This window comes from Catenuloplanes japonicus (genome assembly GCF_000717135.1).
GTDB classification, from domain to species: domain Bacteria; phylum Actinomycetota; class Actinomycetes; order Mycobacteriales; family Micromonosporaceae; genus Catenuloplanes; species Catenuloplanes japonicus.
On record NZ_JNXY01000008.1, the window covers coordinates 40,885 to 65,836 of the forward strand.

General features: G+C 72.7%; 22 protein-coding genes. 9 read left to right on the plus strand and 13 right to left on the minus strand.

The annotated features are described in order from the left end of the window. Nucleotides 1–30 precede the first annotated feature (30 nt). The 3 genes from OP04_RS14470 (at nt 31) to OP04_RS14480 (ending at nt 2,034) form a co-directional block, all read left to right on the plus strand. A complete protein-coding gene (locus tag OP04_RS14470) occupies nt 31–1,149 on the plus strand; it encodes an LCP family protein (RefSeq protein WP_232323594.1) in 1,119 nt (372 codons plus the stop codon). A gap of 128 nt (nt 1,150–1,277) precedes the next feature. Next, on the plus strand, nt 1,278–1,565 hold the full coding sequence (locus OP04_RS14475; protein WP_033340190.1) for a F0F1 ATP synthase subunit epsilon: 288 nt from the start codon (nt 1,278–1,280) through the stop codon (nt 1,563–1,565). A gap of 13 nt (nt 1,566–1,578) precedes the next feature. Further along, the gene (locus OP04_RS14480) at nt 1,579–2,034 is read left to right on the plus strand and encodes a DUF2550 domain-containing protein (protein ID WP_033340191.1); all 456 of its coding nucleotides are present in this window, start codon (nt 1,579–1,581) and stop codon (nt 2,032–2,034) included. 1,438 nt (nt 2,035–3,472) lie between these two features. Here the strand turns inward: OP04_RS14480 and OP04_RS14485 are convergent. Next, on the minus strand, nt 3,473–4,045 hold the full coding sequence (locus tag OP04_RS14485) for a cob(I)yrinic acid a,c-diamide adenosyltransferase (RefSeq protein ID WP_033340192.1): 573 nt from the start codon (nt 4,043–4,045) through the stop codon (nt 3,473–3,475). 25 nt (nt 4,046–4,070) lie between these two features. Between OP04_RS14485 and murA the strand changes: the two genes are divergently transcribed. Then, nucleotides 4,071–5,378, plus strand: coding sequence for a UDP-N-acetylglucosamine 1-carboxyvinyltransferase (gene murA / locus OP04_RS14490; protein ID WP_198153829.1), 1,308 nt, complete (start codon nt 4,071–4,073; stop codon nt 5,376–5,378). Here murA and OP04_RS14495 read toward each other — a convergent pair. Next, entirely contained in the window at nt 5,372–5,728 is a 357-nt protein-coding gene (locus OP04_RS14495; protein ID WP_033340194.1) for a hypothetical protein, read from the minus strand. The two genes, murA and OP04_RS14495, sit on opposite strands and share 7 nt — an antisense overlap. Nucleotides 5,729–5,825: 97 nt before the next feature. Here OP04_RS14495 and OP04_RS14500 point away from each other — a divergent pair, with 97 nt between their 5' ends. Next, a complete protein-coding gene (locus OP04_RS14500; RefSeq protein WP_033340195.1) occupies nt 5,826–6,677 on the plus strand; it encodes a 3-hydroxyacyl-CoA dehydrogenase family protein in 852 nt (283 codons plus the stop codon). Here the strand turns inward: OP04_RS14500 and OP04_RS14505 are convergent. The 8 genes from OP04_RS14505 to OP04_RS14540 all read right to left on the minus strand — a co-directional run bounded on the left by OP04_RS14505 (nt 6,668) and on the right by OP04_RS14540 (nt 16,008). Then, on the minus strand, nt 6,668–8,923 hold the full coding sequence (locus OP04_RS14505; protein WP_033340282.1) for an FtsX-like permease family protein: 2,256 nt from the start codon (nt 8,921–8,923) through the stop codon (nt 6,668–6,670). The genes OP04_RS14500 and OP04_RS14505 overlap by 10 nt on opposite strands. Next, nucleotides 8,920–9,585: an ABC transporter ATP-binding protein gene (locus OP04_RS14510; protein ID WP_033340196.1), complete on the minus strand. Its 666-nt coding sequence runs from the start codon at nt 9,583–9,585 to the stop codon at nt 8,920–8,922. Before OP04_RS14510 ends, OP04_RS14505 begins: the two co-directional genes overlap by 4 nt. Continuing rightward, nucleotides 9,582–10,106 (minus strand): PadR family transcriptional regulator, encoded by a 525-nt coding sequence (locus tag OP04_RS14515; protein WP_033340197.1) that lies wholly within the window; start codon nt 10,104–10,106, stop codon nt 9,582–9,584. The genes OP04_RS14510 and OP04_RS14515 overlap by 4 nt, the downstream gene beginning before the upstream one ends. 133 nt (nt 10,107–10,239) lie before the next feature. Continuing rightward, nucleotides 10,240–11,025, minus strand: a complete 786-nt coding sequence (locus OP04_RS14520) for an ABC transporter permease (protein ID WP_033340198.1) — start codon at nt 11,023–11,025, stop codon at nt 10,240–10,242. Then, the gene (locus tag OP04_RS14525) at nt 11,022–11,879 is read right to left on the minus strand and encodes an ABC transporter ATP-binding protein (RefSeq protein WP_033340199.1); all 858 of its coding nucleotides are present in this window, start codon (nt 11,877–11,879) and stop codon (nt 11,022–11,024) included. Before OP04_RS14525 ends, OP04_RS14520 begins: the two co-directional genes overlap by 4 nt. 163 nt (nt 11,880–12,042) lie before the next feature. Beyond that, complete coding sequence (locus tag OP04_RS14530) at nt 12,043–12,756, minus strand: hypothetical protein (protein ID WP_033340200.1); 714 nt, start codon at nt 12,754–12,756, stop codon at nt 12,043–12,045. Further along, entirely contained in the window at nt 12,753–15,353 is a 2,601-nt protein-coding gene (locus OP04_RS14535; RefSeq protein ID WP_033340201.1) for an FtsK/SpoIIIE domain-containing protein, read from the minus strand. The genes OP04_RS14530 and OP04_RS14535 overlap by 4 nt, the downstream gene beginning before the upstream one ends. Before the next feature lie 37 nt (nt 15,354–15,390). Then, entirely contained in the window at nt 15,391–16,008 is a 618-nt protein-coding gene (locus OP04_RS14540; protein WP_033340202.1) for a DUF4126 domain-containing protein, read from the minus strand. A 56-nt stretch (nt 16,009–16,064) separates the two neighbouring features. On the opposite strand from OP04_RS14540, the gene nucS reads away from it, so the two are divergent. Next, nucleotides 16,065–16,724, plus strand: coding sequence for an endonuclease NucS (gene nucS / locus OP04_RS14545; protein WP_033340203.1), 660 nt, complete (start codon nt 16,065–16,067; stop codon nt 16,722–16,724). Nucleotides 16,725–16,790: 66 nt separating this feature from the next. Here the strand turns inward: nucS and OP04_RS14550 are convergent, their stop codons facing one another. After that, a complete protein-coding gene (locus OP04_RS14550) occupies nt 16,791–18,284 on the minus strand; it encodes an aldehyde dehydrogenase family protein (RefSeq protein WP_033340204.1) in 1,494 nt (497 codons plus the stop codon). Nucleotides 18,285–18,305: 21 nt separating this feature from the next. Further along, nucleotides 18,306–18,998 carry an SDR family NAD(P)-dependent oxidoreductase gene (locus tag OP04_RS14555; protein WP_085066468.1) on the minus strand — a complete coding sequence of 231 codons (693 nt, stop codon included), beginning with the start codon at nt 18,996–18,998 and terminating at the stop codon, nt 18,306–18,308. Nucleotides 18,999–19,106: 108 nt separating this feature from the next. Between OP04_RS14555 and OP04_RS14560 the strand changes: the two genes are divergently transcribed. From OP04_RS14560 to OP04_RS14570, 3 genes are read left to right on the plus strand one after another with little or no spacing between them, the layout of a single operon-like run. Beyond that, entirely contained in the window at nt 19,107–20,228 is a 1,122-nt protein-coding gene (locus OP04_RS14560) for a glycosyltransferase family 4 protein (protein WP_033340206.1), read from the plus strand. A 15-nt stretch (nt 20,229–20,243) separates the two neighbouring features. Continuing rightward, the gene (locus OP04_RS14565) at nt 20,244–21,896 is read left to right on the plus strand and encodes a 3-hydroxyacyl-CoA dehydrogenase family protein (protein ID WP_033340207.1); all 1,653 of its coding nucleotides are present in this window, start codon (nt 20,244–20,246) and stop codon (nt 21,894–21,896) included. Between the two features lie 51 nt (nt 21,897–21,947). After that, nucleotides 21,948–22,673, plus strand: a complete 726-nt coding sequence (locus OP04_RS14570; RefSeq protein ID WP_033340208.1) for a Clp protease N-terminal domain-containing protein — start codon at nt 21,948–21,950, stop codon at nt 22,671–22,673. Between the two features lie 36 nt (nt 22,674–22,709). On the opposite strand, the gene OP04_RS14575 is transcribed toward OP04_RS14570, so the two are convergent. Continuing rightward, the gene (locus OP04_RS14575) at nt 22,710–24,881 is read right to left on the minus strand and encodes an FtsX-like permease family protein (protein ID WP_051797898.1); all 2,172 of its coding nucleotides are present in this window, start codon (nt 24,879–24,881) and stop codon (nt 22,710–22,712) included. Nucleotides 24,882–24,952: the final 71 nt, after the last annotated feature.

Consider the following 24,952-nt stretch of genomic DNA (forward strand, 5'->3'; position numbering starts at 1 on the left):
TTTTTCGTCAAATATGGGTAACCTGCGGTGGTGAAGGGGACCTCGCGCTGGGTGCGCTTCTGCACGTTCCTCGGCGTCGCGCTGCTGGTGCTGAGCGGCCTCGTCGTGATCGGCGTCAGCGTGCTGCAGGAGCGTTACGAGGGCAGCGTGGTCACCGCAGACCTGTTCGGTGACTCCGACGACTTCGCCCCGCTGGCCGTCGCCACCGCGAACCCGGAGTACGGGAAGACGCGCACGCCGGCATCCGAGAGCGTGGACATCGACGGCCCGCTCGACCTGCTGCTGGTCGGCATCGACCCGCGGCCGGCCGAGGCACCCCGCCCGCCGCTCGCCGACGCGATCATGGTGCTGCACATCGAGGAGTCGCACGAGCGCGCGTTCCTGTTCTCGCTGCCGCGCGACCTGATCGTGGACATCCCCGCGTTCGCCAAGGCCGGCTTCGGCGGCAGCACGGAGAAGCTCAACGCGGCCATGTCGTACGGCAGCCGGGTCCCGGACACCGGCGGGATCGACAACGCACAGGGGTTCCAGCTGCTCGCGCGCACCGTGGTCGAACGTACCGGTATCCCGCGCTTCGAGGCCGGCGCGATCATCGACTTCAGCGGCTTCGAGGCCGTGGTGGACGAGCTCGGCGGCGTCGACATGTACGTGGACGAGCGCACGCTCTCCATCCACCGCGCGCCGAACGGCACGCTGCGCCCCGGCTACGGCCCGCAGAAGGCCTACGAGGTCGGCGAGCAGCACATGAACGGCTGGGAGGCGCTCGACTTCGTCCGGCAGCGCAAGAGCCTGGCCCAGGGCGACTACGGCCGCCAACGGCACCAGAAACAGTTCCTCAAGGCCGTGCTCGCCCAGGCCACCGACTCCGGCCTGCTCACCGACCCGCTGCGGCTGGACCGGGTGCTGCGCGCGGCCGGCGAGTCGCTGACGTTCAGCGGCCGCGGGCACGGCCTGATGGACTACGTGATCGCGCTGCGGCACCTCCGCCCGGACGACCTGACCACGATCCAGCTGCCCGGCGCGTCCGTCGGCCACGGCACCGGATACCGCGGCGAGGAACTCCGCCCGGTCGCGGACGAGTTCTTCGCCGCGGTCGCCGAGGACCGCACGGCGGCGTACCTCGCGGAACACCCCGAACTCGTGTCATGAACAGCGTGTAACGCGCACCACCCGGGTTAGGCCGTCACACAAGGCCCGACTAGACTCGGGCAATCCCCGGCGGTCCGTCCCCTGGGTCGGTGGTACCCACCGGTCGGCCGGTTGACGAGGAGTCTGGCGTGGCTAAGCAGCTGCATGTCGAGGTCGTGGCCGTCGAGAAGAAGGTGTGGTCCGGAGACGCCGAGATGGTCGTCGCCCGCACCACCGAGGGCGAGCTCGGGGTCCTCCCGGGGCACGCTCCACTGCTCGGCCAGCTCAAGGAGCCCTCCCAGGTGCGCGTGAAGCTCGCCGGCGGTGAGCAGCTGACGTGGGACGTGACCGGAGGGTTCCTCTCCATCACCGGAACCGGCGTCACGATCCTCGCCGAAGAGGCGGCCACGGCCGCGCCCGCCACCGCGGCACACTGACCTGACGACGCCGATGCTGATCGTGGAGTGGATCGGATTCGGCGTCCTGGTCCTGCTGGCCGCCGTCGGCTTCCTGATCCTCCGCCGCGCCCTGTTCATCCGGGCCGGCGGCACGATCCGGCTCAGCGTGCGCACCTCCGTCAGTGTGCCCGAGCGCGGCTGGTCCAACGGCCTCGGCCGCTTTGTCGGCCCCGAGCTGCGCTGGTACCGCATCTTCAGCTTCGCGCTGCGCCCCAAACGCACGCTCACCCGCGCCGGCCTGGTCATCATCTCCCGCCGCACGCCGGCCGGTCAGGAATCCTTCTCCCTGCCCGCCGACTGGGTCATCCTGCGCTGCTCCTGGCCGACGCAGGAGCCCATCGAGATCGCGATGGCGGAGACGACGGTGACCGGGTTTCTCTCCTGGCTCGAGTCGGCGCCTCCGGGCGAGGTCGCGACTCGTCGCTCGGGGCGCTCCTTCGAGCGCTGACACAGCGCCGCCGTGGCTCACCAAGATTTAGATCCAGTTCGTTTTCCCGCTTCCGGCGTGGTGCGGCCCGCATGCTCCCGCGGGCGCTCGAGCTTGCCTGGGGACGACCCCAGACCCCGCCCCTGACGCCGCTGACGCTCCTGCGCCGGTCAGCCCGCTGCACGCTGCGCGAAGATCAAGACCAAGATCCAGTTCGTTTTCCCGCTTCCAGCGTGGTGCAGCCCGCATGCTCCCGCGGGCAAACCTCCGGCGTGCCGAAGACTCCGCTGGCGCTCCGCTTCGGCCCGCCGATCGGAGCCGGTTTCGCTGTGGTCACCGAAAAGCAGCGGGGCCTGGGCTGGCGCGGCTCGCCGCCGGTTCGAGGGCTGAGGGGGCGGGCGCTGGCGCGCCCGAAATTTCGGTAGATAGCAGGTCTCGATAGCGTCGCCCGGCTATCGGCGGGCACTCCGTGCCGAAACTTCGTGAAAAAGTAGCCCTCAATCCTGGCGGTAGCGTCGTCTTGTTGAAGGCTGGGCACTCCGTGCCCGAAATTTCGTGCTTTAGCGGTCTGGGTGGTCTGGTTGCGGTTTTTGCCTCCGGCGGGCCTCCGGCGGGAGCCTCCGACACCGGGGCAGCGGAAAGGCGCTTCAACTGCACTTCCTCAAGATCCGTGGGTGGTTGAGTTTGGCGTGGCCTGGCTGCCCCGATGCCATCGACCCGGGACAAGCCGAGCAGATCATCGGCAGGGCCGCCAGCTTTGGTCTCATCGGTGGCGGCTGCATGGTCCTCGCGTTCAGGTGGGCGCTTTCCTTTGATCGGCGGCGGGTCCGTGGCTGGTCGGGTTTTGAGGGTTGCGTATCGCGGGCCGGCGCCGGGTGTGTCGTGGTCGGGTTCAGGCTTGCGTCACGCGGGTTGCCGCCGGAGCGTTGGTGGCGGCCCTGCCGATGATCTGCACCCCTGCGGGCGGGTCGACGGCATACGGGGCAGCCAGGCGGTCACCTCTGTGGGTGGTCCGCACTCGAAGATCAAGAGCGTGCTGCGTACCGGGGGGATGTGCTGTGTGGGTGGGGGTAGCTGTGCGTGAGAAGAGCGAGCGAGGCTCGGGCGCTGCGCGCCCGATATTTCGGCATTTTTCTGCTCGGGCAGCACGCGATGGATCTATGGGGTCGCAAGATCGACCGTCGAATGTACGGGGGAGTGGTTATCCGGCCCGGATAACCACTCCCCCGTACATTCCGTCTTGATCGACTCAATGTCGCGGTCCGTTACTGCCTGGATTGCTGGGCTCTTGGCCTCAGGAAGGGCGGTCAGTACTGGACAGCGGGCACTCCGTGCCCGATATTTCCGTAAATAGTGGGTCGCGAGTGGCGGCGCTCCTGCCTCGCGGCGCGGTCCGGAACCGCACCCAATGCGAGTGGCGGGCCCGGCCGACGGTGCGGGAGGCGCCTTGGTGGGCGTGCTACTCGCCGCCGGGCTTCCAGAGGACGTCGCCGGACGGGTTGGCGCTGCGGGACAGGATGAAGAGCAGGTCGGAGAGGCGGTTCAGGTACTTGGCGGGGAGCGGGCCGGTGCGCTCGGGGTCGGCCTCCATCAGGGCCCAGGTGGCGCGCTCGGCGCGGCGGGTGACGGTGCGGGCCACGTGCAGGAGTGCGGCGCCGGGGGTGCCGCCGGGGAGCACGAAGGACGTCAGCGGCTCGCGGTCCTCGTTGAAGCGGTCGCACCAGGTCTCGAGCCGGGTGACGTACTCCTCGGTGATCCGCAGCGGCGGGAACTCGGGCGGCTCGGCGGCGATCGGGTTGCCCAGGTCGGCGCCCACGTCGAACAGGTCGTTCTGGATGCGGACCAGCACCTCGCGGATCGGGTCCGGGAGCGCGCCGAGCGCGATCGCGGCGCCGATCGCGGCGTTCGTCTCGTCGACGTCCGCGTAGGCGGCGATGCGCGGGGACGTCTTCGGCACCAGCTCGTTGTTGACCAGCCGGGTGCTGCCACCGTCGCCGGCCCGGGTGTAGATGCGCGTGAGATGAACGGCCATGCCGCCAACCCTACGGTTCCCTACGATGGCGTGCGTGGATCAGATCGAGGTGTTCGGTGGGGCCAGGCTCGCGGGTGAGGTGCGGGTGGCCGGTGCGAAGAACAGCGCGCTCAAGCTGATGGCGGCGGCGCTGCTGGCGCCGGGCCGCTCCGTGATCACCAACGTGCCGCGGATCACCGACATCGCGATCATGGCGGAGGTGCTGAGCCGGCTCGGCTGCACGGTCGACTTCGTGGACGACGGCGACGGGTCCGCGCCGGTGCGCGAGGTGGTGATCGACGTGCCGGAGCGGCCGGGCACCGAGGCGGACTACGACCTGGTCCGGCGGCTGCGCGCGTCGATCGCCGTGCTGGGGCCGCTGCTGGCGCGCTGCGGCTACGTGCGGGTCGCGCACCCGGGCGGCGACGCGATCGGCTCGCGCGGCCTGGATATGCACGTGGCGGGCCTGGCCCGGATGGGCGCGGACATCACCGGCGAGCACGGCTTCGTGATCGCGTCCGCGGCCGGCGGGCTGCGCGGCGCCACCATATGGCTGGACTTCCCGAGCGTCGGCGCGACCGAGAACCTGTTGATGGCCGCGGTGCTGGCCAAGGGCGTCACCGAGATCGACAACGCGGCGCGTGAGCCGGAGATCGTGGACATCTGCGACATGCTGACCGCGATGGGCGCGCGGATCGAGGGCGCGGGCACGTCCACGTTGCGGATCGAGGGCGTCCCCGCGCTGCGGCCGGTCACCCATGCCGCGATCGGCGACCGGATCGTGGCCGGGACCTGGGCCTACGGGGCCGCGATGACCCGCGGGGACGTGACCGTGACCGGGATCGACCCGGGGTTCCTGGACGTCGCGCTGGACAAGCTGATCACCGCCGGGTGCGACGTGCACAAGGAGCAGAATTCCTTCCGGGTACGGATGGACGCGCGCCCCCGCTCGGTCGACGTCGTCACGCTGCCGTACCCGGGGTTCGCCACCGACCTGCTGCCGATGGCGATCGGCCTGGCCTCGGTGAGCGAGGGCGCGTCGCTGATCACGGAGAACATCTTCGACGGCCGCTTCATGTTCGTGAACGAGATGGCCCGGCTCGGCGCGGACATCAAGACCGACGGCCACCACGCGGTCGTCCGGGGCCGTGAGCGGCTCTCCGGCGCGCCGGTGCGGGCCACCGACATCCGGGCGGGCGCGGGCCTGGTCATCGCGGGCCTGTGCGCCGAGGGCGTCACGCAGGTCGGCCACGTGCACCACATCGACCGCGGCTATCCGAACTTCGTCGCGGACCTGCGCGCGCTCGGCGTGGAGGTCCGCCGCGTGGCCGGGCCGGAGGAGATCGACTACTGACCGACCAGCCGGCGGGCCCGGGTCAGCTCCTCCGGGAAGACCAGGACCAGCAGCCGGCCGTCCCGCGCGCCGGCCACCGTGGCGCGGATGCCGGCGGCGGACAGCAGCGTGCGGAACTCCTCGGCCGTGGCGTCGTCGTCCGCGGTCGCGGCCGGGGTGAGCAGGCCGAAGTCCTGGCCGCCGAGCAGGCCGAGCCCTTCGTCCATCTCCCGGTCGAGCGCGGACAGCAGCGTCTCGCCGCGGGAGTCGGTGTCACGGTTGAGCGCCCAGCGCAGCACCGCGGCCATGATGCAGACGAGCACGAACGCGATCAGGGGCCCGGCCAGGTACCAGCCGGTGCTTTCTGGCATGCGCCCATCTTGCCCCGGAAGATCCCGGGCGGACCCGGGGTTTTCCAAAGTCCGATTCACGTAAGGTCTCCTTAGTGATCGTTCAAGGGAGGGTGACGTGACGGGTCGACTCGCGGTCGTAGGGGCCGGGTTGATGGGATCGGGCATCGCGCAGGTGGCCGCGCAGGCCGGCTGGCAGGTCACGCTGCGGGACCTGACGCCTGCGGCCGTGGACCGCGGCGTGGCCTCGATCCGCACCTCGCTGGACCGCTTCGTCGCCAAGGACCGGATCACCGCGGACGACGCCGCCGGCACGCTGTCCCGGATCACCACCACCACGGACCTGGGCGCGGCCGCGGAGGCGGACATCGTGGTCGAGGCCGTGTTCGAGCGGCTCGAGGTCAAGCAGGACGTGTTCCGCACGCTCGACGAGGTGTGCAAGCCGGGCGCGGTGCTGGCCACGAACACCAGCGCCATCCCCATCACGCAGATCGCGGCCGTGACGTCCCGGCCCGAGTCCGTGGTCGGCACGCACTTCTTTTCGCCGGTGCCGATGATGAAGCTGTGCGAGCTGGTCCGCGGGCACCGGACGTCGGACGAGGCGCTGGCCGCCGCGCGCGCGTTCGCCGAGGGCATCGGCAAGACCTGCATCGTGGTCAACCGGGACATCGCCGGTTTCGTGACCACCCGGCTGATCTCCGCGCTGGTGGTGGAGGCCGTGAAGCTGGTCGAGTCCGGCGTGGTCTCGGCCGCGGACCTGGACGAGGCCTGCCGGCTCGGCTTCGGCCACGCGATGGGCCCGCTGGCCACCGCGGACCTGACCGGTGTGGACGTGCTGCTGCACGCGGCCCGCAACATCCACACCGACTCCGGCGACCCGAAGTTCTTCCCGCCCGAGCTCATGCAGCGCATGGTGATCGCCGGTGAGCTGGGCCGGAAGAGCGGCAAGGGCTTCTACGACTACTCGTAACGCAGTTCCTCGGTGCGCATCACGTGGCGGACCAGCGGAAGCAGCACGGCGGCGGTCGCGAGCAGCACCAGGCCGACGCCGACGCCGGCCGGGCCCATGATCGCGGCGGCGTCGAGGTGGATCGGGATCATGGCCGCCTTCATCAGGGCCACCCCGAGCCCGGCGCCGGCCGCGACGGCCGGCACCAGGCCGGTCAGCAGCGGCACCATGACCTGGAGCAGCACGGACCGGACCACGGTGCGGCGCCGTGCACCGATCGCGGCCAGCACGCCGAGCAGGCGGCGCCGGTCGTGCAGCCGGTCGCCGACGTCGAGCAGCAGGCCGAGGCCCATCAGCAGCAGCACCAGCGTGGAGCCGAGGTTCACCGCGGTCCGGACCGCGGCCCAGCGGTCCTCGGCCTCCTCCGGGACGAACGCGGTCACCTGGGCGAACGGGTCGATGCCGGCCGCGACCGCACGCACCCGGCGGCCGGTGTCGGGCGGGCTACCGGGCTCCAGCGCGATCGACGTGTCGACCCACCGGGGCGTCCTGCCGGTCAGGCCGGCTGCGGCCCCGGGCGTCACCAGCAGCTCCGACTGGCTGGAGTAGTAGTCCCGGAGCCCCTGGACCGGACGCGGGCCGTCCGGCACGGTCCACGCGACCCGGTCGCCCTCACGTCCCTCCACCGTGATCGCGCCGCGTGGCGCGCCGAGCGGGTCACCGATCACGAACGTGTCGCCGTCGGCGCACCGGTCCAGCGCGGCGATGATGCGCAGCGCCGCGCAGTCGCCGATCACGAGGTCGCCGTACCGCTGGTCGCCGTCGCCGAGCATCGTGTAGTACCCGGTGGTGCCCGCCCGGACGCCGTCCAGCCGTGCGTACGCCGCGGTCAGCCGGGGCAGGTCCGCCATGGTCAGCGTCCCCGGGATCATGACGCTGTACGCCGGGAAGTCCGGGTTGATCCGGCTCTCCCGCTGGAACGACACCGCGGCAAGCGCGGAGTGCAGCGCGATCGCGCTGGTCACCGCGACCACGATGCCGGTGACCGCGCGCGTCGAGGCCAGCGGGTTCTGCCGCAGTTGCCGCGCGGCGAGCTGCCAGGACACCGGTCCGCCGGGCGCCAGCCGGGCCACGGCCGGCACCAGGTAGGGCACCAGCGGGATCAGCGCCCCGATCAGCACGATCACGCCGAGGCTGATCTGCGACTCGTCCCGGACCGGCCCGGTGAAGACCGGATGGATGAGCAGCAGCCCGAGCGCGAGCGGCAGCAGCCGCCACCAGAGCCGTCCGTGCCAGACCTCCGCGCGGCGCACCGCACCGAGCGGCTCGATCTCCACGCCGCGCAGGCCGAGCAGCGTCATCCCGGCCGACATGACCAGCACCACCACGACCGCGAGCAGACCCAGCGGCGGCGCGGGACGCACGTCCGACGGGAACACGCTGATGTCGAGGAACACCATCCGCCCGGCCTGGAGGCTGACGAGCCGGAAGAGGAGCGCGCCGAGGGCCAGCCCGGTCAGCGCCAGCACCAGGCTCTCCCCGGCCGCGATGCGCCGCACCATCCGGCTGTCCGCGCCGGCCAGGCGGATCGCGGCCAGCCGCCGGTCCCGGGTGTCCGCGCCGAACCGGAGCGCCGCGCCGATGAGGATCGTGACCGGGATCAGCACGCCGGCCAGCACCACCACGATGAAGAGGTAGACGCCGGTGCGCGGCACCGAGTCCTCGCTCCCGCCGAAGCCCGCGACGCGGTTCACCCCGGTCATCGTCTCCAGGTCGCGATATCCGGCGTAGAAGGCCAGCTCGTGCGGGCCGGACAGGCCGACCGGCGCGATCGTGCCGACGACCTGATAGGGCAGTTGCGCGCGTAGCAGGTCGCCGCCCGGACCGTCCAGCGCGGTGCGCAGCGCGGGGGAGACGTACATCTGGCGGTCGCCCGGGAACGCGGTCAGGCCGGGTGGCAGCGGCGCGCGGTCCGACTCCGGCCAGATCAGCCGGTTGAACACCTCCCGGCCGTCCCACTCGGTGTAGACGGTGGTGATCAGCGCGGTGTCGCCGCGCGCCGGCTGTGCCGTGCCGAGCATGCCGTCGGACCGGCCGTCCAGCCGTGCGCTGCGCGCGTCCAGCATCACCGGCACGGACGCGCCGAGCAGCAGCACCGCCGCGCCCAGCCCGACCCCGGCCGCGGCCAGCGCGGTGCGCGCCCAGCCCCGGCGTCCGCCCGCGAACGCCATCCGCATGCCCAGCGCCAGCCCGGTGAGCAGCCTCATCGGGCGCACCGGCCGTCGCGCACCACGATGCCGCGGTCCGCGTACGCCGCGATCCGCGCATCGTGGGTGACCAGCACGACCGCGGCGCCGGCCTCCACCGCGGCCGTGGTGAGCAGCTCCATCACGCGCTCACCGGCGACCGAGTCGAGCGCGCCGGTCGGCTCGTCCGCGAAGATCACCTTGGGTCCGGCCACCAGTGCACGGGCCACCGCGACGCGCTGGTGCTGCCCGCCGGAGAGCTGGCCCGGCCGCGACCGGGCCTTCTCCGCCAGCTCCAGCCGTTCCAGCAGCGCGGTGGCGCGACGCTCGGCCGGGCGGCGCCGCATGCCGTCCAGACGCAGCGGCAGCGCCACGTTCTCCAGCGCGGTCAGCTCCGGCACCAGCTGTCCGAACTGGAACACGAAGCCGAACTCGCGCCGCCGCAGCGCGCTGCGCTCCCCGTCGTCGAGCGCGGAGACCACCCGGCCGTCGTAGACCACGTCGCCGCCGTCCGGCCGGGTCAGCCCGGCCGCGCAGTGCAGCAGCGTGGACTTGCCGGAGCCGGACGGGCCCATCACGGACACGATCTCGCCCGCGTGCACCACCAGGTCCGCGCCGTCCAGCGCGACGGTCTCGCCGTAGGCCTTGTGCAGCCCCTCGGCTATCAGCAACGCGTCGCTCATGCCCGCACCGCCGCCGCGAGCGCGTCCAGCTGCGTCGCGGTGTGCTCCAGCCAGCGCAGGTCCGCGTCCAGGTGGAACAGCGCGTGGTCGCAGATCAGCCGGTCCGCGAGGTCGCCGCCGCGCTTGCGCCGGGTCAGCTCGCGCATCGCGGCCAGGTGCTCCTCGCGCTGCGCGTCCAGCACCGCGGTCGCGGACCGGCCGGTCAGCAGCGCGCCGATGACCTTGGCGTAGAGGTCGCTCTGCAGGTACTGCTGCGGGCTCTCCGGCTCGTCCAGCCAGCGTTGCACGTCCGTCACGCCGGCCTCGGTGACCGCGTACCGCTTGCGCTCCGGCCCGCCGCCGGCCTCGACACCGTCCACCGTGACCAGTCCGGTCCGCAGCAGCTTCGCCAGCGTGGTGTAGACCTGCCCGTAGTGCAGCGGGCGGTCGTGCCCGAAGTGCTGGTCATAGGCGTGCTTCAGGTCGTACCCATGCCGGGGTCTGCTCTCCAGCAACGCGAGGAACGCGGTGGCGATCGTCATGCCGCGCGACTATACACATGGGGGTATAGCGGAGCGAACAAGAGCAGATTTTCCCGCTTTCGCCGTGGTTGCGGTCCGCATGCTCCCGCGGGCTCACCACCCGTGGGTGGTCGCCTTCAGAGCGAGAAGCGGATCAGCCCTCGCGGGGCGCGGTCCAGCGGAACGTGGTCAGGCACAGCGCCAGCCCGGCCACGCACCACAGGCCCAGCACCAGCGCGATCCGGCCCAGCTCCCACGTCCCGGCCGGCTCCTGCGCGGCGAACGAGTCCGGCAGGAAGACGTAGCGCAGGCCCTGGCACATCCACTTCAGCGGGAAGATCGCGGAGACGGACTGCATCCAGCCCGGCAGCGACGTGAAGACCAGGAACACGCCGGACGTGAACTGCAGGATCAGCGCGATCGGCGTGACCACGGCCGAACCGCTGCGCGACGTGCGGGCCAGCGACGAGATGGCGATGCCGAGCAGCGTGCACGCGGTGATGCCGAGCAACGACACCCAGCCGAACGCGAGCCAGCGCGCGGCCGTCGACGGCAGCTCCAGGCCGAAGAACAGCACGGACATCAGCAGCAGGACCACGGTCTCGGCGATCGCGATCCCGAGGATCATCAGGACCTTGCCGGCGAAGTAGACCCACTTCGGCATCGGCGTGCCCCGGTACCGCTTCAGCACGCCGCGGTCGCGCTCGATCGGGATCCAGATGCCGAGGTTCTGAAAGCTGACCGTCATCAGGCCGGTCGCGATCATGCCGGTCACGAAGTACTGCGTGAGCGTGACGCCGCCGTCGATCTCGGTGCCGCCGAAGATCGAGGCGAAGATCGCCAGCATGATCACCGGGAAGCCGAGCGTGAACACCACGGACTCGCGGCTGCGCAGGAACTGCAGGGTCTCCAGGCGGCCCTGGCGGAGAGCGAGCTTCACTTCGCGGCCTCTGTCTCGATCATCCGGAGGTAGATGTCCTCCAGCGTGGGGCGGTTGATCGCGAGTCCGGGCACCTCGCCGCCGAACTCGCCGGCCAGGCGGCTCACCAGCGCGGTCGGAGTCGCGGTCCGCTCGTGGACCAGCCCGCCCGCCGGGTTGCGCCAGGTGACCGTGGGCAGCGCGTCCTGCCGCCCGCCCAGATCGGCCGGTGTGGACACCTCGACCAGCCGGCCCGCCGCGATCACGCCGACGCGTGCGGCCAGCGCCTCCGCCTCGTCCAGGTAGTGCGTGGTCAGCAGGATCGTGGTGCCGCCCGCGTTCAGATCGCGGACCAGCTCCCAGAACTCGCGCCGCGCCTCCGGGTCGAACCCGGTCGTCGGCTCGTCCAGGAACAGCAGCTCCGGGCGGCCCACGATGCCGAGCGCCACGTCCAGCCGGCGTTTCTGACCACCGGAGAGCGCATGGGTACGCGCCCGCGCCTTCTCCGCCAGCCCCACGCGCGCGATGACCGCGTCCGGGTCGTCCGCGTCCGGGTAGAAGCCGGCGAAGTGGTGCACGATCTCGCGGACCGTCAGGTTGTCGAACTCGCCGGTGCCCTGCAGCACGAGGCCGACGCGCCCGCGCCACGCCGCACTCGGCGCGGCCGGGTCCTCGCCGAGCACGGTGACCTCGCCGGCGTCCCGCTTCCGGAAGCCCTCCAGGATCTCCACCGTGGTCGTCTTCCCGGCCCCGTTCGGCCCGAGCAGCGCGAAGATCTCGCCGGCGTGCACCTCCAGGTCGAGCCCGTCCACGGCGGTGGTGCCGCCGTAGGTCTTGCGCAACCCGCGCACGGAGATCGCGTTCATGCGGTCCACTATGCGCCGCTCACACCAGCCGCCCGCATGGGCCCCGGCCCGGTGTGAGCTTCGGTCCTCGCCCGCCGGGGTCGCCGGGCGGACGACGGCCGGCACCGCCCGGCAGCCCGCCAGGGCGCTGAATGCCGAGACCGCCCGGACGCGGGAGCCCTGCCGGTGGGGCTCAGTGCGCCAGCGCCATCGAGATGCCGGAGGCGGACGCCATGCCGCCGAGCACCAGCAGCCCGATCGCGCCGACGTCGAGGCGGCTGTCGAAGAGGCGGTGGAGCAGCGCGGCCGCGACCGGCAGGCCGGTGAACGGGGCCAGGAAGAACGCGGACCAGCCCGCCACCCACAGCACCCGCGCGGTGGTGTAACCGAACCAGCCGCACAGCGTCAGCAGCCCGATCGCGAACAGCGCGGTGAACGCGCCCGCGGCCGCGCCCACCACCGGCAGCAGTGGCAGCACGCGGCGCGGCGGCGACGGCCGGGGCGCACCGCGGCGGGCCCGCACGATCCGCCGGACCGCGCGGTCCAGCAGCGCCTGGGCCTGCGCGTCCGGTCCGGCCTGGTCCGGGTAGCCCAGGTCCGCGCTCTGCGGCAGCACCGGCTCCGGTGGCTCGCCGACGCGTCCGGCCCACCCGGGCCGCCGCCGGTGCAGGCCGCGCAGCGCCCGCCAGATGCGGGCCGACTCGCGGTCCACCTCGGCCACCGAGATCGTCAGCGCACCCGCCCGGCGCTCCGCCGCGGCCGCCATCGCCTCCGCGCGCACCAGCTCGGCCGTGGCGGTGGCGGCGCCGTCGTGGTAGGCCCGCTCCGTCGCCAGCAGTTCCGCGTCCCGGAGCGCGGTCGCCTCGGCCAGCGCGGCGAGCTGACGGCGGTACTCGTCGGCGCTCATCGGCCGGCCGCCGCGTACGGGATGATCACCTGGGGCACGCGGTCGGTGGACCGGTCGAAGCAGAGCGCCCGCCGCGGCCGGGGGAACCAGGCCGGCCCGCCCGGCACCGGGCTGAGCGGTGCCAGGTCGGCGCCGTGCACGTCCAGCGCCACCCAGGCGCCGATCGGGTCGTACCGCGCCGCGAGGCCGCCCAGATCGTCGCGCAGCCGGGAGACCGACCGCCACCAGCCCAGCACGTGCACGCGTCGCTCCGGGCCCTGCTCCAGGATCGTCCGCAGTGGGTCGTCCGGCGACGGGATCGGGCTCCGTCTCGTACCCCCGGAAGATTGTGATCTGGCATCGAGCGCGAGGCCCAGCAGGTAGTGCGGGCCGGACAGATCCGCGGCGACCTGCGCGAACAGCGTCGGTACGGTGTCGCCGACGTGGAACGACGCGGACGGCAGCGCGGCGCGCAGCGGCCCGAGCAGCGCGGCCACGGCCGGGTCCGGGCACGCCACGCTGAACCGTGCGCCCGGCGTCGCGGCCAGCGACAACGCGGCCGAGGTCAGGATCGCGACCGCCTCCTCGCCGCGCGTGCCGATGACCGCCAGGTTGCGGCCGGGCGCGCGGTCCATCGCCACCCAGGCCGGACGCGCCTCGACGTCGATCCGCTCGCCCAGCGCGGCCCGCGGCCCGTGATCACCAGGATCAGGCGTGAACACCGGCACCGCGTCGCCGTCGAAGAGCCGCGGCGGCGCCAGGGTGGCCGGGCGCGCCCGCCACAGCCGTTCCTGCAGCGTGCGCCAGGTCCGGCGGTCGCCGGCGTCCGGCAGGCGGGCGATCCGGTTCGCGTCCGGCGCGCCGGAGTCCGGGTTGATCACGGCGTGGTGGCGCGGGATCACGTCCGCGGCCAGGTTCGTCTCGGCCAGGATGCGTCGGGCCTTGGGCAGTGCGATCCGCAGCGTGAACTGCGCGACCAGGCCCGGACGGCCCCACAGCGCCTCGATGCCGGTCACGTCCTGGCTGGCCAGCACCAGGTGGATGCCCTGCGAGCGGCCGCGCCGGGCCAGATCCTCCAGCAGCGAGGCCGCCTCCGAGGACACCGCGTCCCGGCCGCCGAGCAGTACCTGGAACTCGTCGATCACCGCCACGATCCGCGGCCACTCACCGTCCGGATCCTCCGCGCGCAGCTCCGCGAGCTTGCCGGCCTCGCACCGCTTGGCGGCCCGCGCGCGGCGCTGCAGTTCCGCGCTCAGGTGCCGCAGCAGCGCCAGGCCGAACTCGCGGTCGTCGTTGACGTTCACGCCGGCCAGGCGCACGTGCGGCAGCCAGCTGGGATCGCGCGGGCTCGGCGCGAACCGGGCGAACGACACGCCCTCCTTGAAGTCCAGCAGGTAGAGCGCCAGCTCGGCGGGGGAGTAGCGGCTGGTCAGCGCGCCCAGCCAGGCGTAGATCAGGTTCGTCTTGCCGGAGCCGGACGGGCCGCCGATCAGCGCGTGCGGCGGGTCGTCACCGAGCGAGACCTCGATCGGCAGGCCGTCAGGACCCACGCCGAGCGGTGCGGTCAGCGCGGTCGCGGAGCACTCCCGCCAGATCTCCCGCGGCAGCACGTCCTCCAGGCGCGCGGGCGGCGGGCCCGCGGTCAGCGCGTCGGCCAGGTCCCGGCACACGGCGGAGACCTGTTCCGCGGGCGGCGGCGGGTCCAGCCGGACCGGCAGCACCCCGGCGGTGTCGCAGGTGGCCTCGCGGCCGTCCAGGCGCAGCCGCTCCACGTCGGGGTGCGCGCCGAGCGGGATGTCGCGGGCGATCAGGTGCACACCGCAGGCGACGCCGGTGCGGACCAGCCGGTCCAGCTGCGCGCGCTGCGCCGGGCCGAGATCCTGGGCGTCACCCAGCAGGACCGCGACCCGCCACGGCTCGGGGCGGCGGCCCGGGATCCCGGCCAGCGTGGCGTACCGGCCGGCCAGCACGGTCTCGTTGATCCGGCGCACCTGCTCGACCAGCTCGTCCAGCATCGCGGTCAGCCCGCCCGGCCCGACGGACGTGAGGATCCCGGCCGGGGCCAGCGGCGCGAACCCGGCCAGGCTGCCACCCAGCCGGTCCGGGTCGTAGACCCACAGCCGTAGATCACCGGGGTGCAGGCTGCCGAGTGCGCGGAGCAGCAGCCCGGAGATCAGGCCGTCCGCCGTGGACGGGACGCCGGTGATCTCCAGGTGCGCGTTGCCGAGCAGCGGGACCAGGGCGGGCACGGCCGGCCCGTCCTCGTCCACGGTGATCGTGCCGATCCGCAGCAGGCCGGTTCGACCGGCCGGGGACGGACGCCACGCGGGCCAGGCCGCGCCGGCCGGGCCGGGCGCACAGGCGGAGGCGAGACGGCCGAGCGTGGCGGCACGCGCGGCCGCCTCGTGGTGGAAGCGGTCGAAGATCTCGTCGCGGGCGGTCTCGCGGGCATCGGTCAGCGCGACCAGGCAGGCGTCGTGGGCGGCGCGGATCAGGTCGTACCGGCGGCGGGTCTCGATCCTGGCCTCGTCCGCCTCGGCCTGGGCCGCGCGCACCAGCCCGCGCGCCGCGGCCACGTCCTGGCGCGCGGCGGCCAGCACGGACACCCGGGAGCGCATGCCGCGATATTACCCATTTATGGTGATTTAAGGGTATTTACACGCGGTATCCGGCGGCCCGCGCGGCCTGGCGCTCCGACCGTCGTACGGACCGGCGGCGGAACACCCAGACCGCCAGCAGCACGATCAGCACCGCGAAGACCAGCACCACCACCGGCAGCAGGATCGCCACGACCGACATGATCACGCTGGTCGCATCCTCGGCCGTGCTGGCCACCGGCGCGCCGAACCCCGCGGTCGTCGTGTTGATCACGGGCCGGGCCGCCGCCTTCAACCCGTGCACGCCGAGCGCGATGACCACGCCGGCCACGATCGGCACCCACTGGTGCGACGTGAAGAAGCCGGCCGGATCCGTCACGGTCACGGTCTCGGACCCGGCGCCCGCGCCGAACACCAGCCCGCCCGCGGTCGGCCGGACCACGGTCTGCACCACGTCGTTGATGTGATCGACGACCGGCACCTTGTCCGCGACGACCTCGATCGCCAGCAGCACGGTCAGGATGGCGATCACCCACCCGTTCGAGAGCCACTGCCACCCGTTCGGCAGTTGCAGTACCTCCGTGTACCGGGCCAGCAGACCCATCGCCAGCATCGGGATATACGCGTTGAGCCCGGCAGATGCGGCCAGACCGGTACCAGTCAGAATTTCCAGCACATCGACCAGGATGGCACCCGCACGCCAGCGCTGCAGCGTTCCGCTACCCTGCTCGGGTGCGCTTGGTGATTGCGAGATGCTCGGTGGATTACGTCGGACGACTCTCGGCCCACCTGCCGCCGGCGACCCGGCTGCTCATGGTGAAGGCGGACGGTTCGGTCTCGATCCACGCCGACGACCGCGCCTACAAGCCGCTGAACTGGATGAGTCCGCCCTGCAAGCTGCAGGAGGCGGAGGGTGTCTGGCGAGTGGTCAACAAGGCCGGTGAGGAACTCCGGATCACGCTGGAGGAGATCTTCCAGGACACGTCCTATGAGCTCGGCATCGACCCGGGCCTGGTCAAGGACGGTGTCGAGGCTCACCTCCAGGAGTTGCTGGCGGCGAACCCGGCCACGTTCGGCGAGGGCTACACGCTGGTCCGGCGGGAGTACATGACCGCGATCGGCCCGGTCGACCTGCTGTGCCGCGACGCGTCCGGCGGCTCGGTGGCGGTCGAGATCAAGCGGCGGGGCGAGATCGACGGCGTCGAGCAGCTCACCCGCTATCTCGAACTCATGAACCGTGACCCGCTGCTGTCCCCGGTCAGCGGCATCTTCGCGGCGCAGGAGATCAAGCCGCAGGCACGCGTGCTGGCCGAGGACCGCGGCATCCGGTGCGTCGTCGTCGACTACGACAAACTGCGCGGCATCGAGAAGAACGAGCTGACGCTCTTCTAGATCATTTCCCGCTTCCGGCGTGGTCCCGTTCCGCGAGCTCCCGCGGCCTGGGGATCCGTGGGTGGTTCAACCCCGTCCGCGGCCGTAGAGCATTTTCACCGCGCGGGTCAGCGTCGCGTCGACCGAGGGCTTGCGGAAGAAGGACAGGGCCGGCAGCGGGGACGGGGCCCGGCGGCGGGTGATCGCCTTCGGCACGGTGAACTCGCGCAGGCCGTCCTCGCCGTGGATGCGCCCGAAGCCGGACTCGCCCACGCCGCCGAACGGCAGCGTGGACATGCCGGCGAACGCGAGCACGGAGTTGACCGACGTCATGCCGGAGCGCATGCCCCGGGCCAGCTCCACGCCGCGCCGCTTGCCGAAGACCGCGCCGCCGAGCCCGTAGGGAACCGCGTTCGCCCGGGTCAGCGCCTCGTCGGCGGAGGCCACCCGGGTCACGGTCAGCGTCGGGCCGAACGTCTCCTCGCGGATCGCGAGCGCGTCGTCCGGCACGTCGACCAGGATCGTCGGGTGGACGTAGGGCGGCTGCACCGCATCCGCCCCGCCGACCACCGCGCGGGCGCCGCGGGCCAGCGCGTCGTCGATGTGGCGGCGGATCACGTCGAGCTGGCCGGGCATGGTGATCGGCCCGAGATGCTCGCCGTCCACGCCCACGGTCAGCGCGCGGGCGCGGGCGGCCAGCTTCTCCACGAACGCGTCGTGCACGGCCGAGACCGCGTAGATGCGCTCGATGCCGACGCAGGTCTGGCCCGCGTTGGACATGCCGCCCCACAGCGCCGCATCGGCCGCCGCGTCCAGGTCCGCGTCCGCGTCGACGATCATCGCGTCCTTGCCGCCGGCCTCGATCAGCACCGGCGTCAGCGTCTCCGCGCAGGCGGCCATCACCCTGCGGGCGGTGGCGGTGGAGCCGGTGAAACCGAGCTTGTTCACGCCCGCGCGGCAGAGCGCGGCGCCGGTGTCGCCGAGCCCGTGCACGACCTGGAAGACCGGCTGCTCCGGCACGACCTCGGCGAACAGGTCGGCGAGCCACTGGCCGACCGCGGGCGTGTACTCGCTCGGCTTGAAGACCACCGCGTTGCCGGCGGCCAGCGCGTACGCGATCGAGCCCAGCGGCGTGAGCACCGGATAGTTCCACGGGCCGATCACGCCCACCACGCCGTACGGCCGGTACTCCAGGTGTGCGGAGTGCTCGGCCAGCAGCACCCGCGTGCGCACCCGGCGCGGCCCGAGCACCCGCTTGGCGTTGTTCGCCGCCCAGTCCAGGTGCTCGAGCGCGCTGGCCGCCTCCAGCGTGGCGTCGTAGACCGGCTTGCCGCCCTCGCGGTGCGTCAGCGCGGTGATCTCGTCCAGCCGCTGGGCGAACCGGACGCGCCAGCGCCGCAGCCGCTCCCGCCGCCCGGTGAAGCCGAGACCGGCCCACCAGGCGGCGGCCTCGCGTGCGCGGGCGACCGCGGCGGCCACGTCGTCCGGCGTCGCCACCGGGAAGGTGCCGACCGTCTCGCCGGTGGCGGGATTGGTGGACGTCAACGTCCCGTCGTCGACGACGGGCACTCCGGGGGTCATCCGCGGAGTCTAATCCGAGACTTACTCATTAGTAAGGTGTTCGCGGAGGATCCGTTCGGCGACCGACGCGGGATCCGGCAGTTCGCCGCGCTCGTGCAGCCCGACGTATCGGTCCCGGGCCGGGAACTCCGAGTCCCGCAGCGCGGCCTGCATGTCCGTGTCCATCACGCCGGGGTTGACCGACGCCACCACCATCGGCGGCTCGCGGCGCTCGGCCTCGGCGGCCAGCACCTCGGCGAACCAGTCACCGCCACGCTTGGCCGCGGAGTAGGCCGACCAGTGCGCGATCGGACGCCCGGCCGCGCCGGACGAGACGAACAGGATCCGGGCCGGGCGCCCCGAGGCCGCGGCCACGAACGCGTTCGAGAGCAGCATCGCCGAGGTCAGGTTCACCGTGATCGACGCGGCCAGCTCCTCCGGCGGCAGCGAGCCCACCGGGCCGACCGGCGTGACCACGCCCGCGTTGTGGATCAGCACCACCTCGCCCTCGGGAGCGAACGCGGCACGCAACTCCGCCGCGGTGGGCAACGTTGAGGTGTCGCCCAAATTTGACGTCAATAACGCGACCCGCGCGGGCTCCTGCAGCGCAAGATCGTCCTGTGCGCCGGTGAAGGTCCGGCCGATGCCGACGACCCGGTTGCCACCCGCGATGACCTGCTCGAACAGCGCGGCGCCCAGGCCGCGCGACACACCGGTGATGAATACAGTCCGCATGAGGAAAGCCGTACCACAGATGGTGGCTCTGTCGGCAACACGACCCGGCGACCAACGCCGCCTCGGCGCCGGGGAAAATCTCGGTCGACGTGATGATGGAGGTGTCCGGTGAGCCGCATCGGCTTCGCCTGTCTGTGGGCCCCGAACCCGATCGCCACCTGGTCCCACATTCCGTGGCACCTGCGGGCCGCCATGCGCGACCACGCCGAGGTGCCGGACGTCGGCGTGCAGATCCCGCACCGGATGCAGACCGCGCTCAAGCTGATGCACGTCCGGTGGCGCAACAGCCGGCCGGTCACCACGTGGAAGCAGTCGCGGCTGACCGACTCGTTCGTCCGGCAGGCGATCCAGCGCGGCGCCGAGGCCACGGACTCGGACGCGGTCCTGATGATCCAGGACCTGGCCATCCTCGATCGGCCGTACTTCACGTTCCAGGACATGAGCTTCGACGGGCTGCTGCACATCCAGGAGACGTCCGGCATCCCGCTCTTCCAGAACCTGACCGGCGGTGAGCTGCGCCGTCGCCGCGAACGGCAGCTGGAGGTCTACGACCAGGCCGCCGGCGTCATCGCGATGAGCCACTGGCTGGCCCGCAACCTGATCGAGGTCACCGGCGTGCCCGCGCACAAGGTGCACGTGGTCCACCCCGGCATCTCCGCCGGCGCGTCCGTCGAGGGCCCGCTGCCGGAGAAGACCGGCCCGCGCAACCGGCTGCTGTTCGTCGGCCGCGAGTTCACCCGCAAGGGCGGCGACCTGGTGGTGGCCGCGCTGGCGATCCTGCGCCGCGACTTCGACCCCGCGATCACGCTGACCGTGGCAGGCCCGCGCGAGTGGCCGATGGAGGGCGAGATCCCGGACGGGGTGGACTTCCTGGGCGAGCGCACGCTGGCCGAGGTCGCCGGGCTGTACGACACGCACGACCTGTTCGTGCTGCCCAGCCGGCTGGAGGCGTTCGGCATCGTGTTCGCGGAGGCGGCCGCGCGGGGCGTACCCGCGATCGGCCGTGATGCCTTTGCCATGCCCGAGGTGATCCAGCCCGGCGTGTCCGGCGCGCTCGCATCCGGCGAGGACCCCTCCGACCTGGCCAAACTGATCGCGGAGACGCTCGCGGACGACAACCTCTACGCGGAGTGCCGCGCCCGCGCCGGCGACGTCTCCACCCGCTTCTCCTGGGATCGCGCCGGTCGTGAGGTGGTCGGCGCGATCAATGCGACACTGAACGCTCGTTAACACGGGAGGCGCAGCGTGGTGGACGTCGTCGGAGTGGTCGGACTCGGCACGATGGGCGCGGGGATCGTCGAGGTCTTCGCACGCACGGGTCTGGACGTGGTGGCCGTGGAGATCGGCGCGGACGCGCTGGACCGGGGCCGGAGCATCCTGACCGCGTCGACCGCGCGGGCCGTGGCCAAGGGCCGGCTGTCCGAGGCGGACCGGGACGCGTTGCTCGCCCGGGTCCGCTTCGAGGTCGGGCTGGACGCGCTGCACGACGCGGACCTGGTGATCGAGGCCGTGCCGGAGCGGCTGGCGATCAAGCGGGCCGTCTTCGCGGAGCTGGACCGCGTCTGCAAGCCGTCCGCGATCCTGGCCACCAACACGTCCTCGCTGAGCGTCACCGAGATCTCCGTCGCCACCGGCCGCCCGGATCGGGTGATCGGCATGCACCTCTTCAACCCGGCACCGGTGATGAAGCTGGTCGAGGTGGTCCGCACGGTGGTCACCGCGGACGACGTGGTGGCGGACGTGGAGGCGCTCTGCGCTCGGCTCGGCAAGCGTGGCGTGACGATCGGTGACCGGGCCGGCTTCATCGCGAACGCGCTGCTCTTCGGCTACCTCAACCAGGCCGTCACCATGGTCGCGAACGGCCACGTCTCCCGCGACGACCTCGACGTGGCGATGCGGGCCGGGGCCGGGCTGCCGATGGGCCCGCTGGCGCTGCTGGACATGATCGGGCTGGACGTCGCCCACGAGATCCTGGACACGATGTACCGCCGCGGTGGCCGCGACCGCCGCCACGCGCCCGCGCCGCTGATCGGCCAGATGGTGACCGCCGGCTTCCTGGGACGGAAGTCCGGCCGCGGCTTCTACACCTACGAGAAGCCCGGTTCCGCGACGGTCGTCACCGACAAAATCCCGAAAAATCAAGACATCTCGGGGGTACGGGAGGTGCGCGCGATCGGCGTCGTCGGCTCCGGCGGCGTGGCGTCCGGGATCGCCGAGGCGTTCGCCGCGGCCGGCTTCGAGGTCGTCCCCGCGGCAGCCGATTCCACCCTGGACGGTCTCGCCGAGACGGACCTTGTCGTCGTGGCCGAGGACTCCGTCGCCGAGGACTCCGTCGCCGTGAGGCAGCTCTTCGCGCGTCTGGACGAGATCTGCAAGCCCGGCACCGTCCTGGCCACCACCACGTCCACGCTGCCGGTCATCGAGATCGCCATGTCCACCCGCCGCCCGGGGGACGTGCTGGGCCTGCATTTCATCGGCCCGGCCGCCGGCCCGGCACTGGCCGAGGTGGTGCACACGATCCGGACCGCACCCGAGACGCTGGCCACCGCACGCGCCGTGACGGAACGCCTGGGCCTTCCCGCCGTCTCCTGCCCGGACCGGGCCGGTTTCGTGGTGGACGCGCTGCTCCACCCGTACCTGAACGACGCGGTCCGGATGCTGGAGAACGGGTACTCGACCGCGGACGACATCGACGCCGCGATGACGCTGGGCTGCGGCTACCCGGTCGGCCCGTTCGCGCTGCTGGACGCGACCGGCCTGGATGCGGCGCTGACCGTGCAGCGCGCGCTCTACGCGGAGTCCCGCGAGCCCGGCCTCGCCCCCGCGCCGCTGCTGGAACACCTGGTCATGGCCGGTCATCTCGGCCGGAAGACGGGACGGGGATTCCGTACCCACTGAATCGTCAACTTGGGGTTGACGCTTGCCCGAGCGTCAACCTATGGTTGACGCATGACCGATGCATTGCACCAACCCTTCATCCGGCTCGACGACCTGATCGAGCACGTCAAGAGCCAGCACCCGGACGGTGACCACCTGACCCGGGTCTCCGACGCGATCCTGGTCGGTGAGAACCTCGGCGAGCACGCGGACCACATGATCGGCCACTTCGTCGACCAGGCCCGCCGCGCCGGCGCGTCCTGGGCGGAGATCGGCCGCAGCATGGGCGTGAGCAAGCAGGCCGTCCAGAAACGCTTCGTCGGCGACCCGGCCGGGCTGGTCGACGAGAGCCGCTTCAGCCGCTTCACGCCGCGCGCCAGGGTCGTGATGCAGAAGACGGTCGAGGAGGCGCGCGCGGCCGGCAACGACGTGGTGCGCACCGAGCACCTCGTGCTCGGCCTGCTGGAGGAGCCGCACGCGCTCGCCGCGCTGGCCATCGAGGCCCAGGGCGTGACGCTGGAGGACGTCCGGGTCGCGGCCGTCTCCGTGCTCCCGCCGCGGGCCGACAGCGTCCCGGAGCACATCCCGTTCTCCGCCGGCGCCCGCAAGCTGCTGGACCTGATCATCCGCGAGGCGCTCCGCCTCGGCCACAACTATGTCGGCACCGAGCACATGCTGCTGGCGATCCTCGACGACCACGAGGACGCGGGCGGCGAGGCCCTGCGCGGCCTCGGCGTCGACAAGGGACGCGCCGAGGAGTGGCTCCTCGGCGCGCTCGCCAAGCACAGGAAGAGGTAGGACCGCGCGATCGGGACGTGGTGGAAGACGCCCCGATCACTCGTCCGCGAGAGCGGCAACCGGAGCGACGTGGGCCGCTCGTCGTGCGGGAAGAGCCGCGGCGAGCAGGCCCACGATCGTCGCCACCACGACCACCAGAGCGATCCGGGGGTACGGCACGGAGATCGCCACCCAGTCGCGGGGGATCGAGGCGTAGACGCCCGCGATGCCGAACCCGATACCGAGCGCCACCCCGGCCACGGACGCGATCAGCGCCAGCGTCATCCCCTCGGCCAGCAGGCTCGCCCGCAACTGACGACGGCTCAGCCCCAGCGCCCGGAGCAGCCCGAACTCCCGCGTCCGCTCCAGCACGGACAGCGTGAGCGTGTTCGTGATGCCGGCGACCGAGATCAGCACGGAGAAGACGATCAGCACGCCGACCACCGCGAGCAGCGTGTCCACGATGCCGCTGATCTCCTCCGCGCGGCTCTGCACGTCCGTCACCACGGCCAGCGGCACCGTGTCCGTCACGGACGCGATCGCACGCCGTGCCTCGGAGGCGCCGACACCGTCGGCCACGAAGATCCACAAGAGATCGTGCTGTTCCACGCGCTCCACCTCGGGCAGCGCGGTCAGCCGGCCGGCCAGGTCGTCCGGCAGCCGCTGCCCCTCCGGCGCACCCACCGCGAAGTCCGTGGGGAACTGGCGGTGCAGCTCCGCGGTGGCGCCGGCGGCCAGCGACTGCGCGCCGACCATGAACGTGGTGACCACGGTGATGCCGACGGTCAGCGCCAGCGCGGTCGCGGCCGACCGCCGGGGCGCGCGCTCGCCGCTGCGGGCCGCCAGCCGCCCGCCGGAGCCGAAGATCAGCATGGCCGGGCGGACCGCGACCCGCCAGGCCGGCACGACCAGCACCGGGCCCAGCGCGATCAGCGCGAGCACGGCCGGGAGCGCGCCGGCCGCGGCCAGGACCACCACGCCGAGCCAGGCGCCGGCGCCCATCAGTGCGGCCGCGACCAGCGCCAGCAGCGTGCCGGTGATCGCGCGGCGGCGGGACGTGGCGGCCTCGACCGGCGCGTGCGGCCGGCGCAGCGCCGCGATCGGGGCCAGGCGGGTGGCGCTGCGGGCCGGCGCGGCCGCGGCCAGCACGGTCACGCCCACGCCGGTGAGGCCGCCGATCAGCGCGGTCACCGGCGTGATCTGCATCGGCGCGGACATCGGGCCGTCGCCGGCCGCGGCCAGCGCGCCGGTGCCGAGGCGCCCGATCAGCACGCCGAACCCGAACCCGGCCGCGGACGCGAGCCCGCCGACGATCGCGGCCTCGGCCAGCACCAGCCGGAACAGCTGCCCGCGCAGCGCGCCGGCCAGGCGGAGCAGCGCCAGCTCGCGTTCGCGCTGCGCGACCAGGATCGCGAACGTGTTGTGGATGACCATCGCGGCCACCACCAGCGCCACCACGGCGAAGCCGAGCAGCCCGGCCCGCATGGTCGCCACGTTGCCGACGTTCGCGCTGACCAGGCGGTCCGCGTAGGCGTCGCCGGTGAGCACGTCCGCGCCGGGCAATGCGCCCGCGACCGCGGCCGTGATCGCGCGCTGGTCCGCGCCGTCGGCGGCCGCGACCCGGAGCGCGCCCCAGTCGCGGACGCCGGTCGCGGTCCGGAAGTCGGCCGGCGGCAGGTGGAGCGTGAAGAAGCCGGCGGACTCGACCAGCCCGCTGATCCGTACCGGCTGATGCTGCTCTTCTGCCCCGGCGACGATCAGCGAGAGCGTGGTCCCGGGCGTCCAGCCCTCGTCCTCCGCGGTTCCGGCGTCGACCAGCGCCTCGCCGGGGCCGGGCAGCGCGCCGGCGGACAGCGCGAGCGCGCTGAGCGAAGGGTCGGCGGGCAGCGGGCGCAGCGACGCGACGGTGGCGCCGAGCACGGTGACCAGCCGTCCGTCGGCGCCCAGGATCGGCGCCTCCGCGTAGGCCTCGCCGGCCGCGGCGCGCACGCCGGGGAGCGAGGCCACCCGGGCCAGGTCCGCGTCGGTGAACCTGGCCCCCTTCGCCGGGGTCGCGCGGGCCGCCACCGGGGCGGCGTCCCGGGCCGCGTCCGCGTAGACGCCGGCGGTCATGGTGTCGGTCAGGATCAGCGTGCCGGTCACGAACGCGACGCCGAGCGCGACGGCGAGCGCGGTCAGCAGCAGCCTGGTCCGGCGGGCGCGCAGCCCGGAGAGGAGTACGTTTCGCACGCCTTCCGACGTTAGGGACGCCGGCGCCTCCGGTCGTCTGCCGCAGGTCGACCGCGCATCCTCCTCAGGTA